The sequence below is a fragment of the Cupriavidus basilensis genome, assembly GCF_029335485.1.
GTDB lineage: Bacteria > Pseudomonadota > Gammaproteobacteria > Burkholderiales > Burkholderiaceae > Cupriavidus > Cupriavidus basilensis_E.
Genome location: NZ_JARJLM010000532.1, coordinates 26,654 through 49,590, shown reverse-complemented (window position 1 = coordinate 49,590; position 22,937 = coordinate 26,654). Strand labels below are relative to the sequence as shown.

The 22,937-nt window shown below is 59.2% G+C and carries 25 protein-coding genes and 2 pseudogenes; 13 read left to right on the top strand and 14 right to left on the bottom strand.

Features of this window, described 5'->3' with window-relative positions; genetic code table 11:
- Positions 1 to 129 precede the first annotated feature (129 nt).
- The 5 genes from P3W85_RS33165 (at position 130) to murI (ending at position 5,247) form a co-directional block, all read left to right on the top strand.
- Positions 130 to 519 (top strand): BlaI/MecI/CopY family transcriptional regulator, encoded by a 390-nt coding sequence (locus P3W85_RS33165; RefSeq protein WP_017229076.1) that lies wholly within the window; start codon positions 130 to 132, stop codon positions 517 to 519.
- Positions 516 to 2,294 (top strand): M56 family metallopeptidase, encoded by a 1,779-nt coding sequence (locus P3W85_RS33160; RefSeq protein ID WP_276267870.1) that lies wholly within the window; start codon positions 516 to 518, stop codon positions 2,292 to 2,294. The genes P3W85_RS33165 and P3W85_RS33160 overlap by 4 nt, the downstream gene beginning before the upstream one ends.
- Before the next feature lie 87 nt (positions 2,295 to 2,381).
- On the top strand, positions 2,382 to 3,206 hold the full coding sequence (gene blaOXA, locus P3W85_RS33155) for a class D beta-lactamase (RefSeq protein WP_051078549.1): 825 nt from the start codon (positions 2,382 to 2,384) through the stop codon (positions 3,204 to 3,206).
- A 7-nt stretch (positions 3,207 to 3,213) separates the two neighbouring features.
- Positions 3,214 to 4,323 (top strand): acyltransferase family protein, encoded by a 1,110-nt coding sequence (locus tag P3W85_RS33150; RefSeq protein WP_276267869.1) that lies wholly within the window; start codon positions 3,214 to 3,216, stop codon positions 4,321 to 4,323.
- Positions 4,324 to 4,404: 81 nt separating this feature from the next.
- A complete protein-coding gene (gene murI / locus P3W85_RS33145) occupies positions 4,405 to 5,247 on the top strand; it encodes a glutamate racemase (protein ID WP_276267868.1) in 843 nt (280 codons plus the stop codon).
- Between the two features lie 149 nt (positions 5,248 to 5,396).
- On the opposite strand, the gene P3W85_RS33140 is transcribed toward murI, so the two are convergent.
- Positions 5,397 to 5,930 (bottom strand): tautomerase family protein, encoded by a 534-nt coding sequence (locus P3W85_RS33140; protein ID WP_276267867.1) that lies wholly within the window; start codon positions 5,928 to 5,930, stop codon positions 5,397 to 5,399.
- A gap of 103 nt (positions 5,931 to 6,033) precedes the next feature.
- Here P3W85_RS33140 and P3W85_RS33135 point away from each other — a divergent pair, with 103 nt between their 5' ends.
- Both P3W85_RS33135 and P3W85_RS33130 read left to right on the top strand, forming a co-directional pair.
- Entirely contained in the window at positions 6,034 to 7,074 is a 1,041-nt protein-coding gene (locus P3W85_RS33135) for a GlxA family transcriptional regulator (RefSeq protein ID WP_276267866.1), read from the top strand.
- A gap of 147 nt (positions 7,075 to 7,221) precedes the next feature.
- On the top strand, positions 7,222 to 7,551 hold the full coding sequence (locus tag P3W85_RS33130; RefSeq protein WP_276267865.1) for a hypothetical protein: 330 nt from the start codon (positions 7,222 to 7,224) through the stop codon (positions 7,549 to 7,551).
- 4 nt (positions 7,552 to 7,555) lie between these two features.
- Here P3W85_RS33130 and P3W85_RS33125 read toward each other — a convergent pair whose 3' ends face one another.
- Positions 7,556 to 9,220: an ABC-F family ATP-binding cassette domain-containing protein gene (locus P3W85_RS33125; protein WP_276267864.1), complete on the bottom strand. Its 1,665-nt coding sequence runs from the start codon at positions 9,218 to 9,220 to the stop codon at positions 7,556 to 7,558.
- 1,340 nt (positions 9,221 to 10,560) lie between these two features.
- On the opposite strand from P3W85_RS33125, the gene P3W85_RS33120 reads away from it, so the two are divergent.
- From P3W85_RS33120 to P3W85_RS33105, 4 genes and pseudogenes are all read left to right on the top strand, one after another.
- Positions 10,561 to 11,259: a hydrolase gene (locus P3W85_RS33120; protein ID WP_017229084.1), complete on the top strand. Its 699-nt coding sequence runs from the start codon at positions 10,561 to 10,563 to the stop codon at positions 11,257 to 11,259.
- Between the two features lie 329 nt (positions 11,260 to 11,588).
- Complete coding sequence (locus P3W85_RS33115) at positions 11,589 to 12,317, top strand: YoaK family protein (protein WP_276267863.1); 729 nt, start codon at positions 11,589 to 11,591, stop codon at positions 12,315 to 12,317.
- A gap of 12 nt (positions 12,318 to 12,329) precedes the next feature.
- Positions 12,330 to 12,929, top strand: coding sequence for a TMEM175 family protein (locus P3W85_RS33110; RefSeq protein WP_035814768.1), 600 nt, complete (start codon positions 12,330 to 12,332; stop codon positions 12,927 to 12,929).
- Positions 12,930 to 13,182: 253 nt separating this feature from the next.
- A pseudogene (locus tag P3W85_RS33105) lies at positions 13,183 to 13,479 on the top strand (lipid II flippase family protein); the annotation flags it as partial.
- 76 nt (positions 13,480 to 13,555) lie between these two features.
- On the opposite strand, the gene P3W85_RS33100 reads toward P3W85_RS33105, so the two are convergent.
- Positions 13,556 to 14,410 carry a helix-turn-helix domain-containing protein gene (locus P3W85_RS33100; protein ID WP_017229091.1) on the bottom strand — a complete coding sequence of 285 codons (855 nt, stop codon included), beginning with the start codon at positions 14,408 to 14,410 and terminating at the stop codon, positions 13,556 to 13,558.
- Between the two features lie 156 nt (positions 14,411 to 14,566).
- Here P3W85_RS33100 and P3W85_RS33095 point away from each other — a divergent pair, with 156 nt between their 5' ends.
- Positions 14,567 to 15,115, top strand: coding sequence for a GNAT family N-acetyltransferase (locus P3W85_RS33095; protein ID WP_017229092.1), 549 nt, complete (start codon positions 14,567 to 14,569; stop codon positions 15,113 to 15,115).
- 185 nt (positions 15,116 to 15,300) lie between these two features.
- Here P3W85_RS33095 and P3W85_RS33090 read toward each other — a convergent pair whose 3' ends face one another.
- A complete protein-coding gene (locus P3W85_RS33090) occupies positions 15,301 to 16,824 on the bottom strand; it encodes an MFS transporter (protein ID WP_276267862.1) in 1,524 nt (507 codons plus the stop codon).
- 169 nt (positions 16,825 to 16,993) lie between these two features.
- On the opposite strand from P3W85_RS33090, the gene P3W85_RS33085 reads away from it, so the two are divergent.
- The gene (locus P3W85_RS33085) at positions 16,994 to 17,878 is read left to right on the top strand and encodes a LysR family transcriptional regulator (protein WP_276267874.1); all 885 of its coding nucleotides are present in this window, start codon (positions 16,994 to 16,996) and stop codon (positions 17,876 to 17,878) included.
- A gap of 23 nt (positions 17,879 to 17,901) precedes the next feature.
- Here the strand turns inward: P3W85_RS33085 and P3W85_RS33080 are convergent, their stop codons facing one another.
- The 10 genes and pseudogenes from P3W85_RS33080 to P3W85_RS33035 form a co-directional block, all read right to left on the bottom strand.
- Positions 17,902 to 18,030, bottom strand: a complete 129-nt coding sequence (locus P3W85_RS33080; RefSeq protein WP_276267861.1) for a hypothetical protein — start codon at positions 18,028 to 18,030, stop codon at positions 17,902 to 17,904.
- A gap of 93 nt (positions 18,031 to 18,123) precedes the next feature.
- The gene (locus tag P3W85_RS33075) at positions 18,124 to 18,975 is read right to left on the bottom strand and encodes an arylamine N-acetyltransferase family protein (protein ID WP_430869669.1); all 852 of its coding nucleotides are present in this window, start codon (positions 18,973 to 18,975) and stop codon (positions 18,124 to 18,126) included.
- 60 nt (positions 18,976 to 19,035) lie between these two features.
- A pseudogene (locus P3W85_RS33070) lies at positions 19,036 to 19,287 on the bottom strand (FAD-dependent oxidoreductase); the annotation flags it as partial.
- A 68-nt stretch (positions 19,288 to 19,355) separates the two neighbouring features.
- Positions 19,356 to 19,676, bottom strand: coding sequence for a thioredoxin (trxA, locus tag P3W85_RS33065; RefSeq protein WP_276267859.1), 321 nt, complete (start codon positions 19,674 to 19,676; stop codon positions 19,356 to 19,358).
- A 121-nt stretch (positions 19,677 to 19,797) separates the two neighbouring features.
- Positions 19,798 to 20,070, bottom strand: coding sequence for a DUF1360 domain-containing protein (locus P3W85_RS33060; RefSeq protein WP_276267858.1), 273 nt, complete (start codon positions 20,068 to 20,070; stop codon positions 19,798 to 19,800).
- Between the two features lie 30 nt (positions 20,071 to 20,100).
- Positions 20,101 to 20,610: a GNAT family N-acetyltransferase gene (locus P3W85_RS33055; protein WP_276267857.1), complete on the bottom strand. Its 510-nt coding sequence runs from the start codon at positions 20,608 to 20,610 to the stop codon at positions 20,101 to 20,103.
- 17 nt (positions 20,611 to 20,627) lie between these two features.
- The gene (locus P3W85_RS33050; protein ID WP_276267856.1) at positions 20,628 to 20,939 is read right to left on the bottom strand and encodes a GNAT family N-acetyltransferase; all 312 of its coding nucleotides are present in this window, start codon (positions 20,937 to 20,939) and stop codon (positions 20,628 to 20,630) included.
- 40 nt (positions 20,940 to 20,979) lie between these two features.
- Positions 20,980 to 21,378 (bottom strand): GNAT family N-acetyltransferase, encoded by a 399-nt coding sequence (locus P3W85_RS33045; protein WP_276267855.1) that lies wholly within the window; start codon positions 21,376 to 21,378, stop codon positions 20,980 to 20,982.
- 19 nt (positions 21,379 to 21,397) lie between these two features.
- Complete coding sequence (locus tag P3W85_RS33040) at positions 21,398 to 22,141, bottom strand: GNAT family N-acetyltransferase (RefSeq protein ID WP_017229102.1); 744 nt, start codon at positions 22,139 to 22,141, stop codon at positions 21,398 to 21,400.
- A gap of 103 nt (positions 22,142 to 22,244) precedes the next feature.
- A complete protein-coding gene (locus P3W85_RS33035; RefSeq protein WP_276267854.1) occupies positions 22,245 to 22,853 on the bottom strand; it encodes a DJ-1/PfpI family protein in 609 nt (202 codons plus the stop codon).
- Between the last annotated feature and the right edge of the window lie 84 nt (positions 22,854 to 22,937).

The window sequence follows — 22,937 nt, the reverse complement described above, 5'->3', positions numbered from 1 at the left end:
TTCTCAAGCCCGCTGCCCCAACCTAGAAAAACATTTCTAGACAAATGTTTCTAGAAAGATTAGTCTACGAAGACTGATTCGCCAGGCCGGATCCATCGATCCTTGGACAGCATTTCACGTACCCAAGCCATGAGCCGTTCGCCCGCCACCTTCGCCAAACCCACCAGCGCCGAAATCGACGTACTGCAAGCCTTGTGGGAAACGGGACCAGCTTCGGTCAAGGTGGTCCACCAGACCATGTCGGCCAATCGGCCCGACCTGACCTACGCGAACGTGCTGCGGCTGATGCAGATCATGCACGCCAAGGGCCTGCTGGCGCGAGATGAAAGCGAGCGCTCCCACGTGTATGCGCCTGCCCAAAGCCAGAAGTCGATGCAGGCCAGTTTGCTGGAAGACCTGATCAGCAAGGCGTTCGCCGGGTCCGGCAAAGCGCTGGTGCTAGCGGCGTTGCGCGGCAGGCATGTGAGCAAGCAGGAGCGCGCCGAGATCGAGGATCTGCTGCGCGGAGACAGCAAATGAGCGGTCAGTTGTCTGGGTTCGCCTGGGTGGTGGGCGAGACGCTGCTGGCCTTCTTGTGGAAGGGCCTGTGCATCCAGGCTGCCGCGGCTTGCCTGATGTGGGTGTTTCGAGCGACCGACGCCAGGGCTCGCTATGCGGTACTGTGCGCCGCCCTGTTCCTGTGTGTGGCGGTACCCGCGATGGATGCAGCCGCGTCCCTGAATGCCTGGCGGACCTCGGATGTCTTGGCGGATGGCCCTCCGGGCGAAGTCGCAATGCCCGGCCTGATGCCAGATCTGATGCCAGACCTGATAAGCGCCCCCGATCCGGACGTGCCGTGGCAAGCCTGGCTGGCGACGGCTTGGCTGATCGGCGTGGTGCTGATGACGCTCCGGCTGCTACTCGGCCTGGCCTGGCTGCGTCGCACCGTCCATGCCAGCCAGCCCTGGACAGACACGGCCTGGATAGCGCGCGTGGCTGTGATGTCGCGTCGGCTACGGCTGCCGCGCGGGGTTGCGCTCCGTCTGACCTATGGCCTGTCCAGTCCGGTGACCGCAGGCTGGTGGCGGCCCGTGGTACTCGTGCCCGCCAGCCTGGTGACGGGCATGCCGGCCAATCTGCTGGAGGCACTGTTGGCCCACGAACTCGCGCATGTCCAGCGGCTGGATTACCTGGTCAACCTCTTGCAGCGAGTGATCGAGGCACTGCTGTTCTTCCACCCGTCGGTCTGGTGGTTGTCCCGTCGCATCCGCGAGGAACGCGAGCACATCGCGGATGATCTTGCCGCAGCCATCGTAGGCGAACCGCGCACGCTGGCGCTTGCGCTCGACGGCCTGAGCCGCCTCGCGCAGCCCGAGCCCGCCGGTCTTGGGCTGGCACAAAGGGCGAGAGACGGGGAGCTGCTCCATCGCATTCGCCGCTTGATGCGTCCGGCGCCGGCACCCTCGCGTTCCGTGCTGGCCGTGCCCGTGCTTGCCGTGGGGCTGGCCCTGGCGATCGCCAGCCTTGGGGCATGGACCGGCCTGGGCGCTACCGATGCGCCGCTCGGCCGCAAGCTCGATACGGTGGCCGGCGCCGCGCCGGCGTTGTCGGATATCGAAGCGCTGGTGAATGCCAGCGGTGCCGCCCATGTCCTGGTGGCGGATTCGACGTCGGGAGCCCAGTTGATCGGACGGGCGGAGCACAAGACCGTCCCTATCGCATCGCTGACCAAACTGATGACGGCCATGGTGGTGCTGGACACGGCACCGGACCTGGCTCGGCGTATCCGGATCGTGGCTCAGGATGCCGCGGCGACCCGGGGCAGCGTGTCGCAATTGCCGGTCGGTGCAAGCATGACGCTGGGCACGCTGCTGCGACTGGCGCTCATGTCCTCGGACAACCGGGCGGCCCACGCGCTGGCCCGGAGCTATCCCGGCGGCGCTTTAGCTTTCGAGCGAGCGCTGCGCAGCAAGATGGCGGCGCTCGGCCTCGACCATACGACCCTGAAAGAGCCGACGGGCCTGTCCGCAGCGAATCGCTCGACGGCCGCGGACGTGGGGCGCATCGTGAACGCGGCGGCCCGTTATCCGGAGATTGCGCACGACAGTACCCAGCTCACTGAGACCGTGAACCTCAAGGGTGGGCCTGTCCACTATCGCAATACCAACCCGCTGGTCGGCCGACAGGGATGGGACATTCAACTGTCCAAAACGGGCATGTCCGCCTTGGCGGGCCGTTGTCTGGTCATGCGCGTGCGGGTTCAAGGGCGCGAGCTGACCCTGGTGCTTCTCAACGCGCGCCAGCAGCCGGCGTAGCCGCCACTGTCTTGGCGCCGTTTCGCCGGGCTCCGGCGCCTGTGTTGCCCCTGTGTTGCCCGGCCCTTCCACCACTTACCATCCGATATGAATCCAAGCCAGAACTGGCGCGGGATGCCCGCTGCTCTGCTGCTGAGCGGACTATGCGCCTTCCCGGCCTCCGCCCGGACGATCTGCACCGTTGTCGCGGACGCGGCGAATGGCCACCCTCTGCTGCTGCAGGGGGAATGCAACGAGCGATATACGCCGGCCTCATCCTTCAAGATCGCGCTCAGCTTGATGGGGTTCGACTCGGGCATCCTGAAGGACGAACACACGCCCTCGTGGCCGTTCCAGCCCGGCTATCCGGACTGGGGCGGCGAAACATGGCGCCAGCCAACGGACCCGGCCCGCTGGATCCGATACTCGGTGGTCTGGTATTCGCAGCAGGTTGCCGAGCGCCTGGGCGAGGATCGCTTCCAGCGATACACGTCGGCCTTCGGCTACGGCAACCAGGACGTCTCGGGCGACCCCGGCAAGCACAACGGCACGCAGGGCGCCTGGAACATCTCATCGCTACGTATCTCGCCGCTGGAACAACTCGCATTCCTGCGCAAGGTCGTCAACCGGCAGTTGCCAGTGAGCGCGCACGCCTACGACATGACGGCGCGCATCTTCGAGCAGGAGCAGGCGCCGGACGGATGGCGGCTCTACGGCAAGACCGGGACTGGATCGCCCGGTACCAACGGCGTCTATGACCGCAACCATGCTTATGGCTGGTTCGTGGGGTGGGCGGAGAAAGGTGAGCGGAAACTGGTGTTCGCGCGCCTGATCCAGGACGAGCAGGCCACTACGCCGAACGCGGGCATGCGGGCGCGCGACGCTTTCATCCAGGCGTTCCCCGGTCTGGTCAACGCCAACACGAAGGACTGACGCCGCCGTGCACACCGATCCGCGCAATGGGCAGATCGACATGCTGCGTGGCGTGTCGATCCTGCTGGTGCTGTTTCACCATTTCAGTATCGCCTACCCGCTCAAGGACACCGCCCTGGCGGCAGCGCTGGGCTGGCCCGCCGTGCACGCTATTGCCCGCAACGGCAACTACGGCGTGACGATGTTCTTTGTCATCTCCGGTTTCCTCATCACATCCAATGCGCTCGAGCGCTGGGGCCGCCTGGAGCGGATCCGGCTACCGGACTTCTATGCGCTGCGCGCGGCGCGCATCCTGCCCACGCTGTTGCTGATGCTGCTGATGGTGGACGCACTGGCCTTGGCGGGCGTGCGGATCTTCGACAACCGCGTGGGCGCGCCCGTGTCGCTGTGGACCGCCAACCTTGCTGGCGCAACCTTCTGGATGAACGTCCTGATCACACGGCACGGCTGGATCAACTATCCGCTGGGCGTGCTGTGGTCGTTGTCAGTCGAAGTGGTGTTCTACCTGCTCTTTCCCCTGGCATTCCTGTGGCTGCGGCGTCCATCGCACCTGCTGGCTCTCGCGGTGCTGGCAGCTTGCGCAGGGCCGCTGTACCGCTATGCGACCCCCGGGGAACAAAGCGCGTATCTCTACGCCTATCCGGCCTGCTTCGATGCCATCGTCATCGGCTGTTGCGCCGCCTTGCTGGCGCGGCGCGGGCCGTATCCCACGCTGCAGCGACGCTCGGCCCGGGCGGGGATCGTGGCCTTGATGGTGCTGCTGTACTTGGCCTGGCCGATCGCGCAAAGCAACGTGCTGGGCCTGAGTGCGATGGCGCTGGCCACGGCCTTGCTGCTGCTGGGTGGCACCCACCCGCCAACGTCGAAAATCATCCTGGTGCTGACAGCCTTTGGGCGCAGGAGCTACGAGATCTATCTCTTCCACCTCCTGGTGCTGGGGTTGATGCGTACGGCGATGCCGCCAGCCTTGACGGCCGGGGATGAAAAGACGGGCTTGCTGATCGCCTACTTGATGCTGTCTGGCGCGGTGGGCGCGTGCGTGGCGCGGCTGTGGTCTGATCCACTCAATCAGGTGTTGCGCCGCAGGGTGATTCGCGATCCGGCGTTTGCGCGATGAAAGTCATGTGTTCGTTGGCTCAATAACGGGTTGCAAGAATAGCGGATCGACGGAGCGATTTTATCCCGCGATGGAGAGAAAATGATCGGAGTATTTGATTCTGGTAGCGGCGGGTTGACGGTCTTCAAGGCACTACGGGAGACCTTTCCTGATCAGCATTTCGTCTACTACGGTGACCACGGCAACGCACCTTATGGCAATCGAGATGCCGATACGATCTATGCGCTCACAGTGTCGTCATTGGAGCGACTGTTTGAATTGGGTTGTTCTCTGATCGTTGTCGCTTGTAACACGGCAGCCGCAACTGGTCTCCGTCGTCTTCAGCAAACGTGGCTTCCAGATCGCTACCCGGACAAACGAGTGATTGGTGTTATCGTCCCGATGATAGAGGCGATGACGGGCGTCCCTTGGTCAGTCGGATCCGATAACAGTTTACAAGCGCACACAAAGGAGACCGTCGCCGTCTTTGCTACACGCTATACCGTGGAAAGCCGAGTATTTGTCGAAGAAACCGCGAAGCGAGCGCCCAATGTCAATCTCGTGCAGCAAGCATGCCCAAGTCTCGTTCGCCTCATCGAGGCAAACGCCTCTGTAGAGGATCTCAGGCGCGCTGTCAGACGCTATGTGACATTGTTGAAGCGGCGATTGGGCGAGAAACGCCTGGACGCGGTATTGCTCGGGTGCACCCACTATCCGTTGGTTGAGGACCTATTCGCAGAGGTCATGCCACGCGATGTCGAGATTTATTCTCAACCCAAAGTGACCGCGAGTAGCCTTGCCGATTACCTGGCACGTCATCCAGAATTTGCGTGCGGTCGCGAGTCAAGTGTCACCTTCTACACGTCGACCGAGCCCGAACAAATAACAAAGCTAGCAAAACGATTCTTGAGCGACTCGAGCGTGCAATTCCAGGCGTTGCCATGAAACAGGTAGCGCGCCTTGCCCGGCATCCTCTTCAATGACGGCTATTACAACGCATGAAAGACCGCTCTGGGTCGGCGCCATTCAGACTCAACAAGCCAACGTCTGCTACTCCATCATAAGTGGCCGCCCACAAACCACCGCGGATGCTGCTACGCTTTGTCACTCTCCCGGCATATGGCATCGAGAGCGCCTTCCAGGATCATGCGTGCCTTATCGCGCCGCCGCCGCGCAAGTCGTTCCTCGCCGACTCTCCGTTCCGGCTCACCGGCAATGAATGCCTGAATGTCAGGCAGCCTCCGAATCACGCCACGACCACCCCACTGGCCATCCGGGATCTCCGTCGGGAAGACCCAAACGCGCGGTGCGACATCTTCGAACGCTCCGTTCTCGGCGCGGGCCACCGCTTCCGTCACCTCTTTAACCAGCATCTTGCGTGACTCGTCGGTGTATTGTCCCTCAGGCACCGAAGGAATGATCCGGTAGCGCGGTGACTTGGCGGGGACCCCTGCGACGAATATCGCGATAGGTCGATGGAGAAAAATCACAGATACGCTCTGCGCAATCTGATTACCCGGGTCGAACCCTTCCGCTCTGAGCAGAATGTCGGTCAATTCCTTGAGCAGACGCGTTTCTGCCTCGGGATTCAAGGCACCTTCTGGAATCATGGCGTCGATCATTGGCATAGTGCTACTCCTTCATCACGTGTTTTGACGTGACGATCATCGGTCTTCCCGGGCCTGCCTGGAAGTGGCAGAATTGCCATTATTCGAGGAATTTCAGACACATATGATCATGATCCGAATCTGGGTCTATGACGGGATTCTGGCGTCGGGCGTCGCTGGACCGATCGACGTCTTCAACGCCGCCAACCACCTGGGTGCCGGGGAGGCCATGCGCGTGCGCAACCCGTTACCCAAGCTGGCGTGGTGCGTGGAATCGCTTGACGGCCAGCCGGTCCGAGCCGCTTCGGGCCAGAGCATTGCCGTGGATGGCAAGATCGACGCCCGCAGACGTGCGGATGCCATTCTGTTGACGGCTCCTTTCGTCGCCGACATGGATGAGTTCGTTGCTCGCCGTGAGCAGTTGAATGCCCTGTCGTCTGCACTCCGGCGCCAACGCAAGGCCGGCGCAGTGCTGGCAGCCTACTGCACTGGCAACTATCTGCTTGCCGAGGCGGGGTTGCTGGACGGCCGAATCGCCACAACACACTGGGCCAAGGCGACGGACTTCGCACGGCGCTATCCGGGTGTCGAACTTCGGGCCCAGGAAGTCATGACTGGGCAAGACGGTATTCTCTCAAGCGGTGCGGTGACGTCATACCTCAACCTTGCCGTACGGCTGGTCGAAATGTTCGCTGGCGAGAAGCTTGCCGCGATGACCGCCAAGTCGCTTTTAATCGATATGAACCGGATTTCTCAGGCTTCCTATGCCACACTTCTCGACGAGCATGGACATGCCGACCCGCTCGTCGCACGAGCTCAACAGCGCATGGAGGCGACTCTTCAGCAGGGGTTTCGATTGAACGAGCTCGCCGCCCATCTCGCCGTCAGCGAACGGACGCTCAACCGGCGTTTCAAGCAAGCAGTAGGTCTTGCGCCATTGGTGTATCTCCAGAATCTACGCATCGAAGTCGCCAAACAGTTGCTGGAATCAAGGCGCATCGGTCTCGAAGTTGTCAGCCAGCGCGTCGGCTACGGAGACCTCAGCACGTTTCGACAGCTGTTCAGGCGCAAGACCGGACTCTCCCCGCGCGAATATCAACAGCGATTTGCGCGCGTGTCCCTGCCGGACGGTGCGCAACGGGAGTCGAGCGGCACCTTCGATTAGCAAATCCGAAAGTCGCAGAGGTTGAGTCAACATATCGAATTACTAAACGAATTACTAAACAACGCGCGTCAGGGAAACGTGATGGTCTCGGGTAGCGGACGACGAAGTTCAACCGGAGTTCCACCGTTGGTGGTATGCGCGCTTACATTGAAACGCGACCCGGCAGCTTCGGCGGCCGACCCGGAAGCCGTTGCTGCCACGTTGAAGGATGGTTTCACGCTCGGAAGCGGACGTTCCCGAACGGCGGTCGAACGTCCGCTCATGCCCGATCCCGGTCCGATAGCCGCCACGAAACCACGACCGTCTCTGACCGCCCCGTTTCTGCTGTTCGATCCAGCAAAACAAAGCGGCCGAAGTAAGCCCGAGAACGATCTCGACGCCGAAGTTCGTATCAGTCTCGATGCGCTCAATGGCGACCTTCACGCTGAATCCCGTGAAGCTCACGCCTGCCCTTTGTCTCGCCATTTCAGGCGATGACCTTCTACTCTGCGGCAGGCTGCTCGCGCATGCGGCGGGCTTCGTCGCGCAGGAACTGCTGGTAATCGTCCAGATCCCCGTCGAAGGGTTCGACGCCGCCCTTGGTGACCAGCCAGAACTCGTCGCATACGGCGCGCAGCAGGGCCCGGTCGTGACTGACCAGCATCACTGTGCCTTCGAATTCGTTGAGCGCCATGCCCAGCGCTTCGCGCGTGGCCAGGTCGAGGTGGTTGGTCGGCTCGTCGAGCAGCAGCAGGTTGGGGCGCTGCCACACGATCATGCACAACACGAGCCGCGCCTTTTCGCCGCCGCTCATGGTGCCAACCGGCTGATGGACCATGTCGCCGCTGAAGTTGAAGGTGCCGAGGAAGGTGCGAAGGGATTGTTCGGTGCCACTCTGGCCGGGGGCGCGCATGTGCGCCGGCGTGTCCTTGGCGAGGCGGATCATGTGTTCCATCGGCGTGTCGAGCGGGCGCAGCACGTCGAGTTCCTGCTGTGCGAAGTAGCCGATATTCAGGCCTTTGCCTTCGCTGATTTCGCCGGAAATCGGCGCCAGCGCATGCGCCACCGTCTTCACCAGCGTGGACTTGCCTTGGCCGTTGGCACCGAGAATGCCGATGCGCTGCCCGGCCAGCACGGAACGGTTGATGCCCCGCACGATGACCGTGGGCGGCGTGCCCGGCAGTGCGCCGGTCGGCGCCGGGTAGCCGAAGCTCGCGTCCAGCATTGACAACAGCGGGTTCGGGACGTTGAGTGGCTCCTTGAACTCGAAGTTGAACTCTGCGTCGGCAAGCACCGGTGCGATCTTTTCCATGCGTTCGAGCGCCTTGACCCGGCTCTGCGCCTGCTTCGCCTTCGAGGCCTTGGCCTTGAAACGGTCGATGAATTTCTGCAGGTGGGCGATCTTGTCTGCCTGCTTGGCCACCGCGGCCTGCTGCAATATGAGTTGCTCGGCGCGCATGTCTTCGAACTTGCTGTAGTTGCCGCCATAACGCACGAGCTTGGCGTTGTCGACGTGCACCGTCACCTGCGTCACCGCGTCGAGGAATTCGCGGTCGTGGCTGATCACTACCAGGGTTCCTTGATAGCGCTTGAGCCAGGCTTCCAGCCAGACCAGCGCGTCGAGGTCGAGGTGATTGGTCGGCTCGTCGAGCAGCAGCAGGTCGGACGGGCACATGAGCGCGCGCGCCAGTTGCAGTCGCATGCGCCAGCCGCCGGAGAAACTGTTGACCGGCTGACTAAGCTGCGCAGCACTGAAGCCAAGGCCCAGGATCAGCGCTTGGGCACGTGCGGGGGCATCGTGTGCGCCGGCGTCGTGCAGGGCCATGTAGGCGTGCGCCATGCGCATGCCGTCGTCGCTGGCCTCGGCGGCGGCCACTTCGGCCTGCGCGGCCAACAGCGCGGTGTCACCCTCGACTACGAAGTCGGTCGCGCTCTGCTCGGTCTCCGGCATTTCCTGCGCGACCTGGCCCATCTTCCATGCAGCGGGAATCGAGAACTCGCCGCTGTCTTCGTGCAGCGTGCCGTTGAGAAGGCTGAAGAAGGACGACTTGCCGGCGCCATTGCGGCCGACAAGACCAATCTTTTCGCCGGGGTTGAAGGTGACGGACGCGCGGTCGAGCACGACATTGACGCCACGACGCAGCGTAACATTACGGACGGAGATCATAGGGAGCTACTTCGGAGAGGATTGGCATGATAGCCGATCGGACGTGCAGGGCTGTCGCTTTTCTGGCCGCACGCGTGAAGAGCCGCTTGCGCTTTGCGGCGCCCACCGGCCATAAAGCAAGGCGGCCCCTGGCGCACGGGGTGCTCCGGCTGCGGGGCCAGCGAACATAGCGGTGAATGACAGCCCCTGGCCGTGAACGGCCGCCTGCAGCCGATTATCGAACGGGCGACCTTTCCCGAACCGAGAGGCCGATACTGACCCATCCCGGCTACCCGTCTGTTCCAAGCTTAACGGCAGCTTCCAGGTGCGAAGTCGTGGTCCGGAAATGCCGCGTCCGTCAGTCGTTACGCTGGCGCGGACTGAGGTATTGGCATACCCGGAAAGAGCGTCACGATTGAAGTGCCCCAGAACTGGCCGCGTTGGGCGACGCCTGGATGTAAAGTAGCGGGCACAAATGCCGATAGATCTAAGCTAGGCAGGTCCGCCTCATTTTCCACGGCGGACAATAAGGAGTGCATGAAGAAGACGACGATCATCTTCCTGGCTGGTGCCTTCCATGCTGGCGCGCGAGCGCACTGTTTGAACAATAACGTCGCCTTCTGGCCGGTCCCGCTCGGATCCCCGCCCGGCAGCAGCGGTCGTCCCTAACCGAGAGAGGCGACATTCGCCCATCCGGTCGGCCGGACGTTCAGACGTCGGCTCCGCACTAGAATCGGTCACTGGGACGCAAAAGACGAGTCCTTCGTGATCGGCCATTCCAGCCAGACCAGAAAATTTAAGTCGTCGCGGCGGGTTCGGTGGTTGCATATCGCCGCCCGTAGGCAATGCGCCCCGTGCACAGTCATATCGGATATGGCGGCAATGCCCGCCTCCCGTCTGAGCGCTTCTTTCTGAATGCCCGCCTCCCTATCATCTGGAGCAGTTCTCGCTCATCCCGTATGCGCTTGGCTAGGGGCCTGGGTCGTGCTCGCGCGGGCCAGCTGTGCGCAGCGAGCTGGGGACGGGATCACCAAGAGCCCCAATTCGTAGACAGAAACGACGGCCTTGCGTCAGACCCGCCGCTGGAAATGCACCGCGCCCCCTAAGGCTGCGCTCATGATTTCGGGCCGTGGCCGCTCCTTTCAGTTGCGAATGACTGATTCGCGCGTTGATCGCCGCGGCCTAGCACAACTCCACAAATATCAAATTTATTGAACAACATTGTCAATCCAGATTGACTGTTCGTGCACTTGCCGACGCTATAGTTCTGCACATGGACGGCGCTACACCGCAACAGAGCGAGAACAGGGTTGCCGGACAGAACATCAAAATCATTGAACATTATTCCACCGGAGAACACCATGTCGAACGCCAAGCTTGAAGTCCTGACCCCCCGCAACAGCCAGCTCATCATCATCGACCACCAGCCGCAGATGGCCTTCGGCGTGCAGTCAATGGACCGCCAGACCATGAAGAACAACGTCGTGGGCCTGGCCAAGGCGGCGAAGATCTTCGACGTGCCGACCACCATCACCACCGTCGAAAGCGATTCGTTCTCGGGCTATACCTATCCGGAACTGCTCGACGTCTTCCCCGGCAAGCAAACCTTGGAGCGCACCTCGATGAACTCCTGGGACGACCAGAAGGTGCGCGACGCGCTGGCCGCCAATGGCCGCAAGAAGATCGTCGTGGCCGGCCTGTGGACCGAGGTCTGCAACACCACCTTCGCGTTGTGCGCGATGCTTGAGGGCGACTACGAGATCTATATGGTGGCCGACGCATCGGGCGGCACGACCAAGGAAGCGCATGACTACGCCATGCAGCGCATGGTCCAGGCAGGCGTGGTGCCCGTGACCTGGCAACAGGTCATGCTGGAATGGCAACGCGACTGGAAGAACCGCGAAACGTACGACGAGGTGATGGCCGTGGCCAAGGAACACTCGGGCGCCTATGGCATGGGGGTCGACTATGCCTACACGATGGTCCACAAGGCCGCGCAGCGCACGGCAACCCCTCACGCATCGCTGGCTCCCGTGCACGCGCCGGTCGTCGAGCGCTGATGCATGTCCGCCACCAGTCATCCCTCGGAGCGCACAAGATGATGCCAGGTCGAAGCGTGGCCAACGGCGCCCTCCTGCTGGGATGCCGGCTGTCCATCAGCGCGTCCAGCGTAGTGGCGGCAGCGATCGTCGCCAAGACGCTGATTGCATGATCGCTCCCTTTCCGCGGGGGAAACCCTCCCCCGCGGGCATGCCCCTGCGAGACAAACAAGCGAAGACAATGCTGCCGGCGAGCGTTTGCCACCGTTCAGCATTCCCGGATCGGCCGAGCGCCTGGAGTTGGGCGAGTGCAAGGCCCGCTGCACCCATTTACAGGATGGATCTCAACCATGAACGCAAACGTCAACGCATCAAACAATACAGAAAAAAACGAAAATCTCAGCCTCTGGGAAATATGCAAAGCGCCAATCCTTCTCACTATTGTGGGCGGCGCCATCGACACGATTGGCTTCATTGCGCTGCTGGGCTTCTTCACCGCACACGTCACCGGAAACCTGGTGCTCGCGGGAGCGGCATTCGTCAAAGGTGGGGCTGGCTTATGGATCAAGCTCGGCGCCATACCACTGTTCATTGTCACGGTCGTCATCAGCAAGATGCTGATTGACCGCAATCAGCGGACCCACCAGACCCACCAGACCTTAGGTTGGCTGTTTGTTGCTGAAGCGACCTTCTTGCTGGGTTTCATGGTCGCCGGCGTGCATCTCGAACCGTTCGATCATCCGGATGGCGCGGGCCTTGCTTTGACTGGAGGCCTCGGCCTCGTCGCGCTTGCCGTCCGGAATACTGCCAGCAAGACACTGATCAAGTACATCAGTCCCAGCACCATGATGACCGGAAACACCACGCAACTGGGTATCGATCTGTCGAACTACTTGCGTGCCAGGACGCGCACCAATTTCCAGGATCTTCTCAAAAGCGCAAGTGTTGTGATCGGCTTTGTGATCGGGGCTTTCCTGGGTGCATCCCTCTATGTGACGATCGGATTCTGGAGTGTCCTTCCATTTACGATCCCGGTCGCATATATGGCGCGCATGGCATTTCGCAACCAATTCAGATGAGTGGATGACATCATGAGCATCAGCAAAAACAGGCTTGAATCATTTAGCGATGGCGTCATTTCCGTAAGCTTGACACTCATGTTGTTTCAATTACAGGTTCCTGAAGGCTTTTCTCTTAAAGATATCCTTAATAACGCCTCTAATTTTTTCGGATACGTACTAAGCTTTGTTTACGTCGGAATATACTGGAACAACCATCATCATCTCTTTCAAGTTGCCCGTGGTATTAACGGCAAAATTATGTGGGCCAACCTCCACTTGCTGTTTTGGCTAAGCATGATTCCATTCACCACCACCTGGACTGGAAAATCTGCCTTTGCGGAGACACCGACGGCAATGTATGCATTTGTCCTATTCATGTGCGCTGTCTCTTACTCACTGCTCACAAGACTCATCATGAACTATGATGGCGAACATTCCGCACTTAGACAGGCCATCGGAAACGACCTAAAAGGGAAGCTATCCATCCCTATCTACGCATTAGCGATTCTGGCCAGTTTTTTCAGCAGCGCAGCTTCGTTTTTTATACTGACCTTAATGGCTGGCGTATGGTTCTTTCCTGATTCCCGCATTGAAAAATATCTGCTTGGTAACAAAACTCACGAACTCTGACTACAAGCCTTACTCCCCGCCGCCGGCACCGCAAGGGACGCCGCCGAGCGGGGCCGAGAAGTGACCGGCCTGGCCTGCGGACCCGGACTTCCGCTCTCGGCCAGGAATGGCCGTTGGATCGGATGCCGCCAGGCGTTCTGGCAAGTCTGTGGTTAGGGGCGGAATCCATGGGAGAGCTTCTGGTAAAGTGACGCAACAGGCTTGGATTCGCAACGACGCCGCCCCCGCAGACAAGCAAAAGAAGGCCATACCGATGGATATCCAGCTCTTCTTCATCTGCTTTCTCACTTTTGTGATCCACCTGATCGGGACGTTGGCTTACTCCATCCGAATTGCCGGCGTTCGTACAGGGAGGATCGCAGTCTCCTTTGCGCTGTTCAGCGTGATGATGCTCGTTTCTCGTACTTCCAACTCCTTCCTCGGCCCATTTTTGGCCAAGCGTGTGGAGAAGAACCTTATGGCGGAGAGTACGGGGAATTTGGTGACGGATTTCAGGTGGCTACTGATGGCCGCCGCATTGGCGACTCTCTTGGGTGCCTTCCTCATTCCACTCCAAGCTTGAATGCGAGTGCGAGACCTGACCATTCCGACAGGGTGCGATGAGCCATTCTAATTACAAGTACCGGTCAATCCTGACCGATCTTCTCCTGCTCATGTCTGCGATAGCGGGAAAGCGAAACTCCCGTTTGACGCTTGAAATAGCGACATAAATAGGATGGGTCCGCGAAGTGAAGCTCGTCCGCTATCTGACCGATCGCTAGATCACTGTAAGAGAGAAGAGCCTTGATCTCCAAGGTCACCTGTCGATCTATCAGACCTTTGGGTGTGTCATTGAAAAACTCTTTAGTTAGCTGTGACAAGTAGAACGGCGTGATATTGAGCGAATCGGCATAGAACTTCACATCCCGGTACTGCGCGCACTGCTTGCCTACCAATTCCCAGAAACGCCAACTGAGAATTTCCTTGCGGCTGTACTCCCTGCTTCCTTTGTGTTCGGCTGGAATCTTCTCTGCAATCTTTAGAAAGAAGTTCTGCAACTGATTGCGCAGCATGATGCGCTGGTAGGTCGGGCAGCACTGCGCGATATCCCGCACCTGCGCCATCCACCCCCCTATCAGCGGTTTGTCGTCCGTGGCTGGAACGCAATGAGGATGGTCATGAAGAAATACGAACAAGGGGTTAGGCAGTTGGTAGGCGACTTCCGCGGCAAAGTCTTTCCGCATCAGGCAGAAAAATATCTTGAAGCGACGCGAGCGGCGCTTGAGCAAGGCGATGGAGTCTTCAGCCAGCACCATCACATCATCGCGCCTGACCGCATGCTCTTTGAAGTTAAGGGTGAAATAGGCGCTCCCGGATAGGCAGATTAGCAGTGTCAAGTACGCACTGCCGAAAGAAAGCGGTACCCCTAGCCCTTCGGCTAGCGTGGTTTCCCCCGTCCGTATCGAATCGTCAGAAGCAAGCAGTTTCGGAATGTGATGCATAGTGTCTCTGCGCTGCAACATACAAAAGCAGTAAGCGTACCGCAGTTCACGATGGAGGTTTCGAAAAGTACCGAAAATGCCGAGGTACTGACATGTATCGGTGACGTATTTCCCAGTACTCTGTCCCATCGAAACACCCGAAAATGAGTACAAGACATGAGACTTGAGACAAACCGACTACTACTTCGCCCCTGGCAAGACACAGATGCCGCTGATCTGTACGAATATGCCAAAGACGACCGAGTTGGCCCCATCGCCGGTTGGCCGCCGCACACCAGCGTTGAGGAAAGTGCCGATATCATCCGAACGATCTTCAATCACCCTGAGGTCTACGCGGTCGAGCTAAAGGAGAATCGTCGTGCAGTTGGTTGCATCGGAATTCTCATAGGTGGCAACAGCAATTTCGAGATCAGTGAGCAGGAAGGGGAAATCGCATACTGGATCGGCGTGCCATATTGGGGCAAAGGCCTTATCCCGGAAGCAGTGCGTGAAGTGATGCGGCACGCCTTTGATACCCTGAATCTCAAGGCGCTCTGGTGTGGTTACTTTGATAGCAACATCCAGTCCTATTCCGCCCAGTCGAAATGCGGCTTCCGCCATCATCACACTGAAGAAAATAAATATAACCAATTCCTGCAGGACTATCGGAGAGAGCATATTAGCCGCATCACTTACAGGGAATGGCTGGAGCTATCTAAGAGATGATGAAAGAAGCATCATTTCAGGCTGTGAAGAACTCAGTAAAAACGCCGCAGGCGCGAGCGCGCTGCGGCGTGTCTTATATTCAGCCTTGAAAACTAGTAAGGTTCGTTGCGCCTACGCCTGCGGCACGGGCGAAGTGAAACTCTTCGGCAACGACGAGGAAGCAGCGAAGATGGCAAAGCTCCATTTCACGGCTCCGCTGAGGTTGTGTGGGTGGTGGCACGTTGCCTTCTCAACAATACGAATACGGCGCCAGCGGTCACGGCTGCCAGCGTGGCCAGAGCATGCAAAACAGTCACGAACGAGGTCGCATAGCTTTGCGCCAACTGTCCTTCCAAGCCTGGCAAGAGCGATGCTGCCGCGTGCAACTCACCGAGCGCAGCCCGGCCTGCGGCTTCCAGCACCACCGTCTGCGGGAAGATCGCGGCCTCCAGGGCCAAACTGTGCTGGATCAAGGTCGCGAGCAAGACGCTAACGATGGCGATCGCGACACCGTCGGCGGATACGCGCACGGTGTTGAAAATGCCCGTCGCCATGCCAACCCGTTCCGGTGACACCACACTGACGGCCATCCCGTCCATCAGGCCCCACGGCAGACCGATACCGATGCCGATGAGCAGTAAAGGCAAGCGCACCTCCTGACCACCGCCCACGGAGAACCCATGCGCCAGCCAGATCAAACCGCCGGCCACAAGCAACAGACCTGCACTGGACAGGGTGCCGGGCGTAAACCAGCGCGTGAGCAGCGCCGCCAGAAACGGCACGACGAGCAAAGGGGCTGCCAGCCAGACCATCATCTGTCCTGCCTGCAATGCGCCATAGCCGTCGGTGCCGATGAAGCGCCCTGGCAACATCACGATCAGCACAATGAATAGGAAGGCAGGCGACGCGGCCAGCGCCTGCACGCCGATGAATCCGGGATCGCGGAAAAAGCGCAAATCAATCATGGGCCGTGCGACTCGTCGTTCGATGTGGATGAATCCGACAAATGTGCCCCCCGAAGCCAACAATGCGCCGATGACGACTGTATCTAGCCAGCCCCTCTCCGGTATCAGCAACATGCCATAGGTAAACAGGCCGAGAGCCAGCGTAAAACTGATCGCGCCAGGCCAATCCAGGGAACCATTAGCCGCTGCCCGTGCGTGTGGGGTGCTGATCGCCACCAGCCCAAGGCCTAGTACGCCGAGGGCCCCGGTCACATAGAAGACACCCTGCCAAGTACTGACTTCGACCATCCAGCCAAAAAACCAGGGGCCGAAAGACAGTCCCAGACCAAAAGTCGTTCCCAGCAGACTGAAAGCGCGGGCACGTGCCTGACCGTCAAAAAGCGGCGCCAGCGACGACATGGCTGCAGCGAACGCCGCTGCACCGCCCACTCCTTGGAACAGGCGCAGCACGTCCATCCACACCACAGACGGCATAAACGGGATGGCGAAAGTGAACGCACAGAACCACGCTAGCCCGATCAACCAGATGCGCCGCTGTCCATAAATGTCGGTCAGGCTGCCCGACACCATCATGGCTCCGCCATAACTGAGGATGTAGGAATTCATGATCCAACTCAGTTGCGCAGCGCTGCCGCCCAGTTCATGGCTGATCGCGGGCAGCACGACGGCAGGGCCGGTAAAGCAAAGCGGAATCAAGAGGCCCGTCAGGCACGCGGAAAGTAACTGAAGCCAGCGCGTCGCGGGCGAAGAGGCAATCGAAGGCATGGTTCTCTTCTCTCACACGGGTTACAGGTGCCCGATGGACACCTGCAGACGGGGGACGACATGCGATGCAACGGGGGTTTTCAGCAGCTTAAGCTGAGGCGACAAAAAGAAAAACACGCTACAGTTATTAATACTTTGGAAAAAATTTCTCAAGTGAATCGACACCATGATGGATAACCTTGGAAGTATTGGCGTATTCGTGCGCGTGGCAGAACGCCTTGGCTTCTCGGCCGTGGCGCGCGAACTAGGTGTTTCGCCATCGGCCGTGGGTAAAGCCATGGCGCGCCTGGAAGAACGCCTAGGCGTGCGCTTGCTCCACCGCAGCACACGCACATTAGCGCTGACCGCCGAAGGAAAGAGATTTCTCGAACGCTGCCGGCGTATCCTGAGTGAAGTCGAGGCGGCAGAACTGGAGATGTCCCAAGCCAGTGAAATGCCACACGGCAAGCTACGCATCAGCCTGCCTCGCTACAGTGGCCTGTTCGAGCCGGTCATTGCTGACTTCATGCAGCGCTATCCGGCGGTGGAACTCGATCTGGACTTCTCGGATCGCCTGGTGGATGTCATCGGCGACGGCTTCGATGCCGCCGTGCGAGCCGGCACCCTGGCCGATTCAGGACTTAAGCGGCGCCGTCTAGGGACGTTCCGGCGAGTACTGGTCGCCGGCCCTAAGTATCTCGAGACACACGGACGGCCTCAGCAACCTGCCGACCTGCAAGCCCATGCCTGCCTGCACTACCGCTTTCCAAGTACAGGCCGGCTTGAGAAATGGCCGCTGCCACGCACAGCGGACGACGACCTGCCTGACCCTCCGCGCACACTGATCTGCAACAGTGTGGAAATGCGAATCCATTTGGCCTTGCGCGGCCAGGGCATCGCCTGTCTGGCGGACTTTATGGTGGCAGAGCATCTACGCACCGGAGAGTTGCAAACCATTTTGGATGGCTGCACCGACAAGAGTGGCGAAATATGGGTGGTCTGGCCAGCCAGCCGAGACTTGTCACCCAAGCTGCGCGCCTTCATCGACTGCTTGAGTGCGGGTGTTTTCGGCTGATGAAGCCATGCACCCATGCTCGGTCAACCATCAAATTTGGCTATCAATGGCGCAGCAGTCATCAAACATGCAATCCATGTATCGCTTAATTCTATGGCAGCTTCGAAGGCTTTTTCTGCAAGTCTGAGCAGGTATGCAGCTAGCTCGTTCATCCAAGTATCGACAACGTGCACATTCAGTTCGAATTGTTACCAGGAGCCTCCAGTTGCCAACGCTATTTATGCAATAAAAATCATTCGACAGGATCAGCGCGGAGTAAGCTCGGCGGCGGCAGCCTCGTGGCTGTGCGCGGTGACGCGCTGGAACAAGCTAGCCGCTTCACCGGGGGGGAGGTAGAGGTCGAAGCGTTTGTGCAGACAGTCTGCCCAATCCCCGGCATCGGTATACCGATGTTTCTGGTGCTCGCCTTCATTGTCACGGTGCGTGTAGGTATCGTTCACCATCAGTTCGCGAGCATTGGGCTGGGTTCGGCTGACAAGCAGATTATTGAGGAAGACGGATTTAGGATGGGTGGATGTGTACCAGTTGCCGATTTCGAAATCTATATCCGCTGTGGGCGAGAGCGTATAGAGATATACAGTCTGCCATCCCGTGAGCGTTTGGAACTCTAGGCCCAGTTCGTCTCCTGCCTGGACAATACGAAACACACCGTGTGGAGTAGCTTGAGGTATATCGAGCAGAAATTCGAGCGGAGCAGTCTGCGTCGTTGATCCAAATGCCACGTCGACGAACCAACTGCGGCCCTCCAGTTCCACGCGTAGTAGCATGTGTGTCAATCCGGTCTCCACTTCCGTCGGCACTTGCCAGCGCACACGCGCGATGAGCGGTGTGACATGAAAGCCAATCTTCCGCAATACGGCAAGGAACAGCGTGTTGTGCTCAAAGCAGTATCCGCCACGCCGCCGCGTGATCAATTTTTCGGAAATGGCGTCCAGATCCAACTGAACGCCCTGGCCAGTGTAGGCCGCGATGTTCTCAAACGGAATAGATTGCGGATGCAGTAGGTGGAGTCGCTGTAGCACGTCGAGTGTAGGCTCCGCGAGGCCGTGATAGCCGATACGGTCGAAGTAACGGGTAAGGAACGCTGGTTCTGGAATTGCTGCCATTTGAGGTCACCGACGTGAGCGGTTTTTAGAAGGTTGGAAGTTGTTCTTGCTTCAGGATCCGGTGCCCAAGGCATCCAGATAGCGCTCGGCATCCAGAGCCGCCATGCAGCCGAAGCCAGCCGAGGTAATGGCCTGGCGGTAGTTTTGGTCAGCCACGTCGCCCGCAGCGAACACACCTTCCACTGAGGTCTGCGTGGCATTTCCGGCCAGGCCAGAGCGAATCTGTAGGTAGCCGTTATGCATGGCTAACTGGCCCTCGAACAGGCCTGCATTCGGGGTATGGCCGATGGCCACGAACAAGCCTGTCGCCTCGGTGGTCCAGCCAGCCGGGCCGGAACCAAGAATGATGAGTTGACGATGCAGTGCCATGCTCAGGCGAGGTGCTTATTGATGAAATTCACGACGTTGTGCTTTGGGACTGCTCCAGTCATCCGATCGATCACCTGACCTTCTTTGAACAGCAACACGGTCGGAATGCTCTGCACTCCATAGCGCACCGCCAGCTCTGGCGACCGGTCAAGATCGACCTCGCCAAACTGTGCTCTGCCTTGCATATCTTGGGCGACCGTTTTGAAGACAGGGGCCATGACTCGGCATGGGCCGCACCATTCCGCCCAGAAGCGGACGGCATATACGCCAGGCGATCGGCTGAGTGCGGTATCGAAATTGTCTTTGTTTAGTTCGTGAAGCACGAGATGAGACTCCAGAGTGGGAAGGAATGACGAGCGTCGCCGGTGTGGAAAGCGTGTGTAGTGCTCCTCGTTGCACGGCTACTGAACGGACGGGTGGGCGAGATTTGGATATGGAGGCCGCTCACTTTGGTGCAAACATGTCCTTGAGTTCCTTGTCACGGATCTTCTTAGCCATGCTCGTGAGCAGCACCTTAAAGAGCAGCCCACTGACCAGCGTGGAAAGCGTCAGGCTGAAGAACGCGGCAACAATCCAGTCCAGCAACGCAAAGCCGCTATCTGTGACGGCGGGGCGGTAGATAGCTATGCCAAGGAGCACTACCCAGTGGCTTATGCAGAAGAAGCACTGAAATAGATGGCCGATCATGTGCCCGACCTGGCTTGGGAGCGGTGGCACTTGCGCAGGAAAACGCCACGGTGCACCGCATCACAGACTACGTCCCAACAATTGACCTGGCCAACCATCCACGTTGAAGGCTGAAATTCGCTCATATCCACAGGACTCATAGAAACGCACCAGAGCCCCTGTCCCGCCGCCGTAGCAATCCACGCGCAAGCGCTTCACCCCGGCAACCCGGGCGCGGTCATCGGCAAAGGCCAACAGACGCCGGCCGACACCGCGCACCCGCGCATCACGCGAGGCAACCAGCACTCTCACATAGACCTCCGGCTCGGTCGCGGAAGGCACATAGGGCATGGACTCGCCCAAGACTAATACGGCCTGAATGCCGCCGTCCTGGTCTTCCGCTACCCATGCCTCAGGCTGCGCACAGGCTTCAGTCACTCGCGCAATCCGCTGGGGCAAAGTCGACCATGGTTCGCTACCCCATTGCCCCTCATTGCTCATTTCAACAAACCAAGCAATCACTTCATCGAAGATCCGCAACACTGCTGGGGCATCAACTTCGCTGGCACGACGAATCGCCAGTCTGTCCATTCCTGTCGCCGCCACGTTCAAAACTCCTTCGCCAGCGTTACCGACCGGCGCACGGTTGTAAAACCCAGGCGCTCGTAGAGCACCCCGGCATCGGTAAGGCTTTCGGCATCCACATTGCGCACCGCCAGCTCCAGGCCTTCGTCGCGAAAGGTCTGCATTGTGCGCGCAAGTAAGGCGCTAGCAAGACCCAAGCCGCGCACCCGCGGGTGCACGCCCAAGACCTCGATGTAGCCAAAGCCGCGGCCTCGTGCCAGCCAGTCTTTGTGCGGCACGGCGCAGACGACGTATGCCAGCACATCCTCGGCACCGTCGGCGCCCGGGCCTTTCACTTCAGAAGCCGGCCGGCCGACTCAATGCCTTCCCGGACATTCACTGCAGCAATGCGGGAAGACCGGCGTCGATTGCCGACAGAATCCGAAGCCCGCGCCGCTGCTGCCAATTGAGCAACACTGAGCCTATGCCTTTTCCTCGGTGTTCAGAGTGCACCATTCCTTCAAGAGAGACCCAGGCCAGCGTTTCGTATTTCCGGCTGGCGGCGACCAGTCCATAGGCCACAGCGCGCCCCTGGAGGTCAAAGGCAATGGCCTGCACTGGATCGATTCCCGGCTCATCGAAGTCGAACTCAAAGCTATCTGCCGCAGCCACTTCCACAAGCAGCGCTATATCGTCGCGGTGGGCGTGGCACCAAGAAATACCGGCGATCGTCGCCGGTAGGCAGACTTCGGGGGAGACCGCGACACGATGTTTCAGCGCGATGGATGAGGTCATCTGCCCCTCCTCATCCCTTTCACTCCTGGCTATCTGGAGAAGGTACTTCCCAGCGCCCGAACAGTTCCAGCCCAGCCGCCTGGGCAAGTGCAATGGAAGCCGGGTTGTCAAGCTGGCTACGGTACTGAAGTTCATGCCGGTTGGTCATGGCATGACGGCCCACGGTTCGTAGCACACGCGTGGCATACCCATTGCCGCGTGCCGAAGCAAGGGTCAGCACGCCAACGTCGGCCAGGGCTGCGCCATCCCAGGGGTAGATGCTCGCAGCGCTGAGAAGACGGCTGTCCTCGCCGACCACTCCAAACACAGCCCAGTCATCAATGCCAACCTGCGCAGCTTCAAGATCTTGCTCGCTGGCGCGACTTTCGAATGCGGCAAACAGCGAGGCATCGTTAGCGCGCAACCTGCGAACATCATCGGGCTCCGGTTCGGCCAGCCATGCATCACGAGCTGCGTTGGGTAGATAGTAGAGATTGTCGGCGCCATGCATAACAATGCCGATTTCCACCAGACCCTCACGCAGCCTTGCCTCAGTCAACGCGCCGGCCTCACCTGGAATTCCGATAGCGCCAAGAGACTGCGCCGCTTCAGGTAGCAACGCCACGGCAGTGTGCATGTCGCTCACCGTGTGGAGGATAGTGACGCCTTCGTCATCCTCCAGCTGCGGGTTGATGACGATGCTCAACTTGTCGTCTCGATAGATTGTGCGACCCACAAAGAGCGCTCGCCAGTATCGATGAACGGACTCGGCAAATAGTGTCATTTTCTTTCATTCGATCAATGTTTCCTAGATAAGCACCCCGTCAGTACTACGGCGCGCAATTGAGCACGATAGAACACATCATTGGCGAGGCCCTCCCTGGATGTCAATCGCTTTTCCCAACCGAGAAGAGATCCGTGGCCGCGTTGTCGTTCCATATGTACTCAGTTTCATGAGCGATTTTCTCGGCAACCTGGCGGTTATATATTATTTCTACGAGACCAAGAGCCATGTCGGTTCCGGCCGAGACGCCCGAAGATGTGACGTATTTTCCATCAACAACCCAACGTGCACTTCCCTGCCAAAGCACGCTACGATCTTGGCTTGTTGCGAACTCATATGCCAATTTGTTGGATGTTGCACGGCGGCCCTTAAGAACTCCTGCCTTTGCCAGAATAGCCGATCCTGTACATACGGAGGTAGTCCATTCAGTTTTTTTGTCTTGCCTACGAAGGAACTCTAGCAAGGCGGAATTGTTAACCTCTCTACGGGCACCCATTCCACCGGGGACCATAAGAATGTCGAATTGAGGCGCATTGTCGAATGAGTAAGTTGCGTTCGTTTCGACGCCTTGTGCTGACTTTACGAGGCCACCATTCTGAGAAACCATGAAGACCTGATAATCTGGCAGATCACCCCACATCTCCACTGGACCGAAGACATCAAGTGTCTCGAACTCATTAAATAATACAATTCCAATTTTCTTTTTAGTCATCGCCACATTCCTTGATGTATCTGACGACTTGATGGTTTCGGGTAATTTATGAGTATCAGCGCGCGCCACCCCACCAAATAAGAT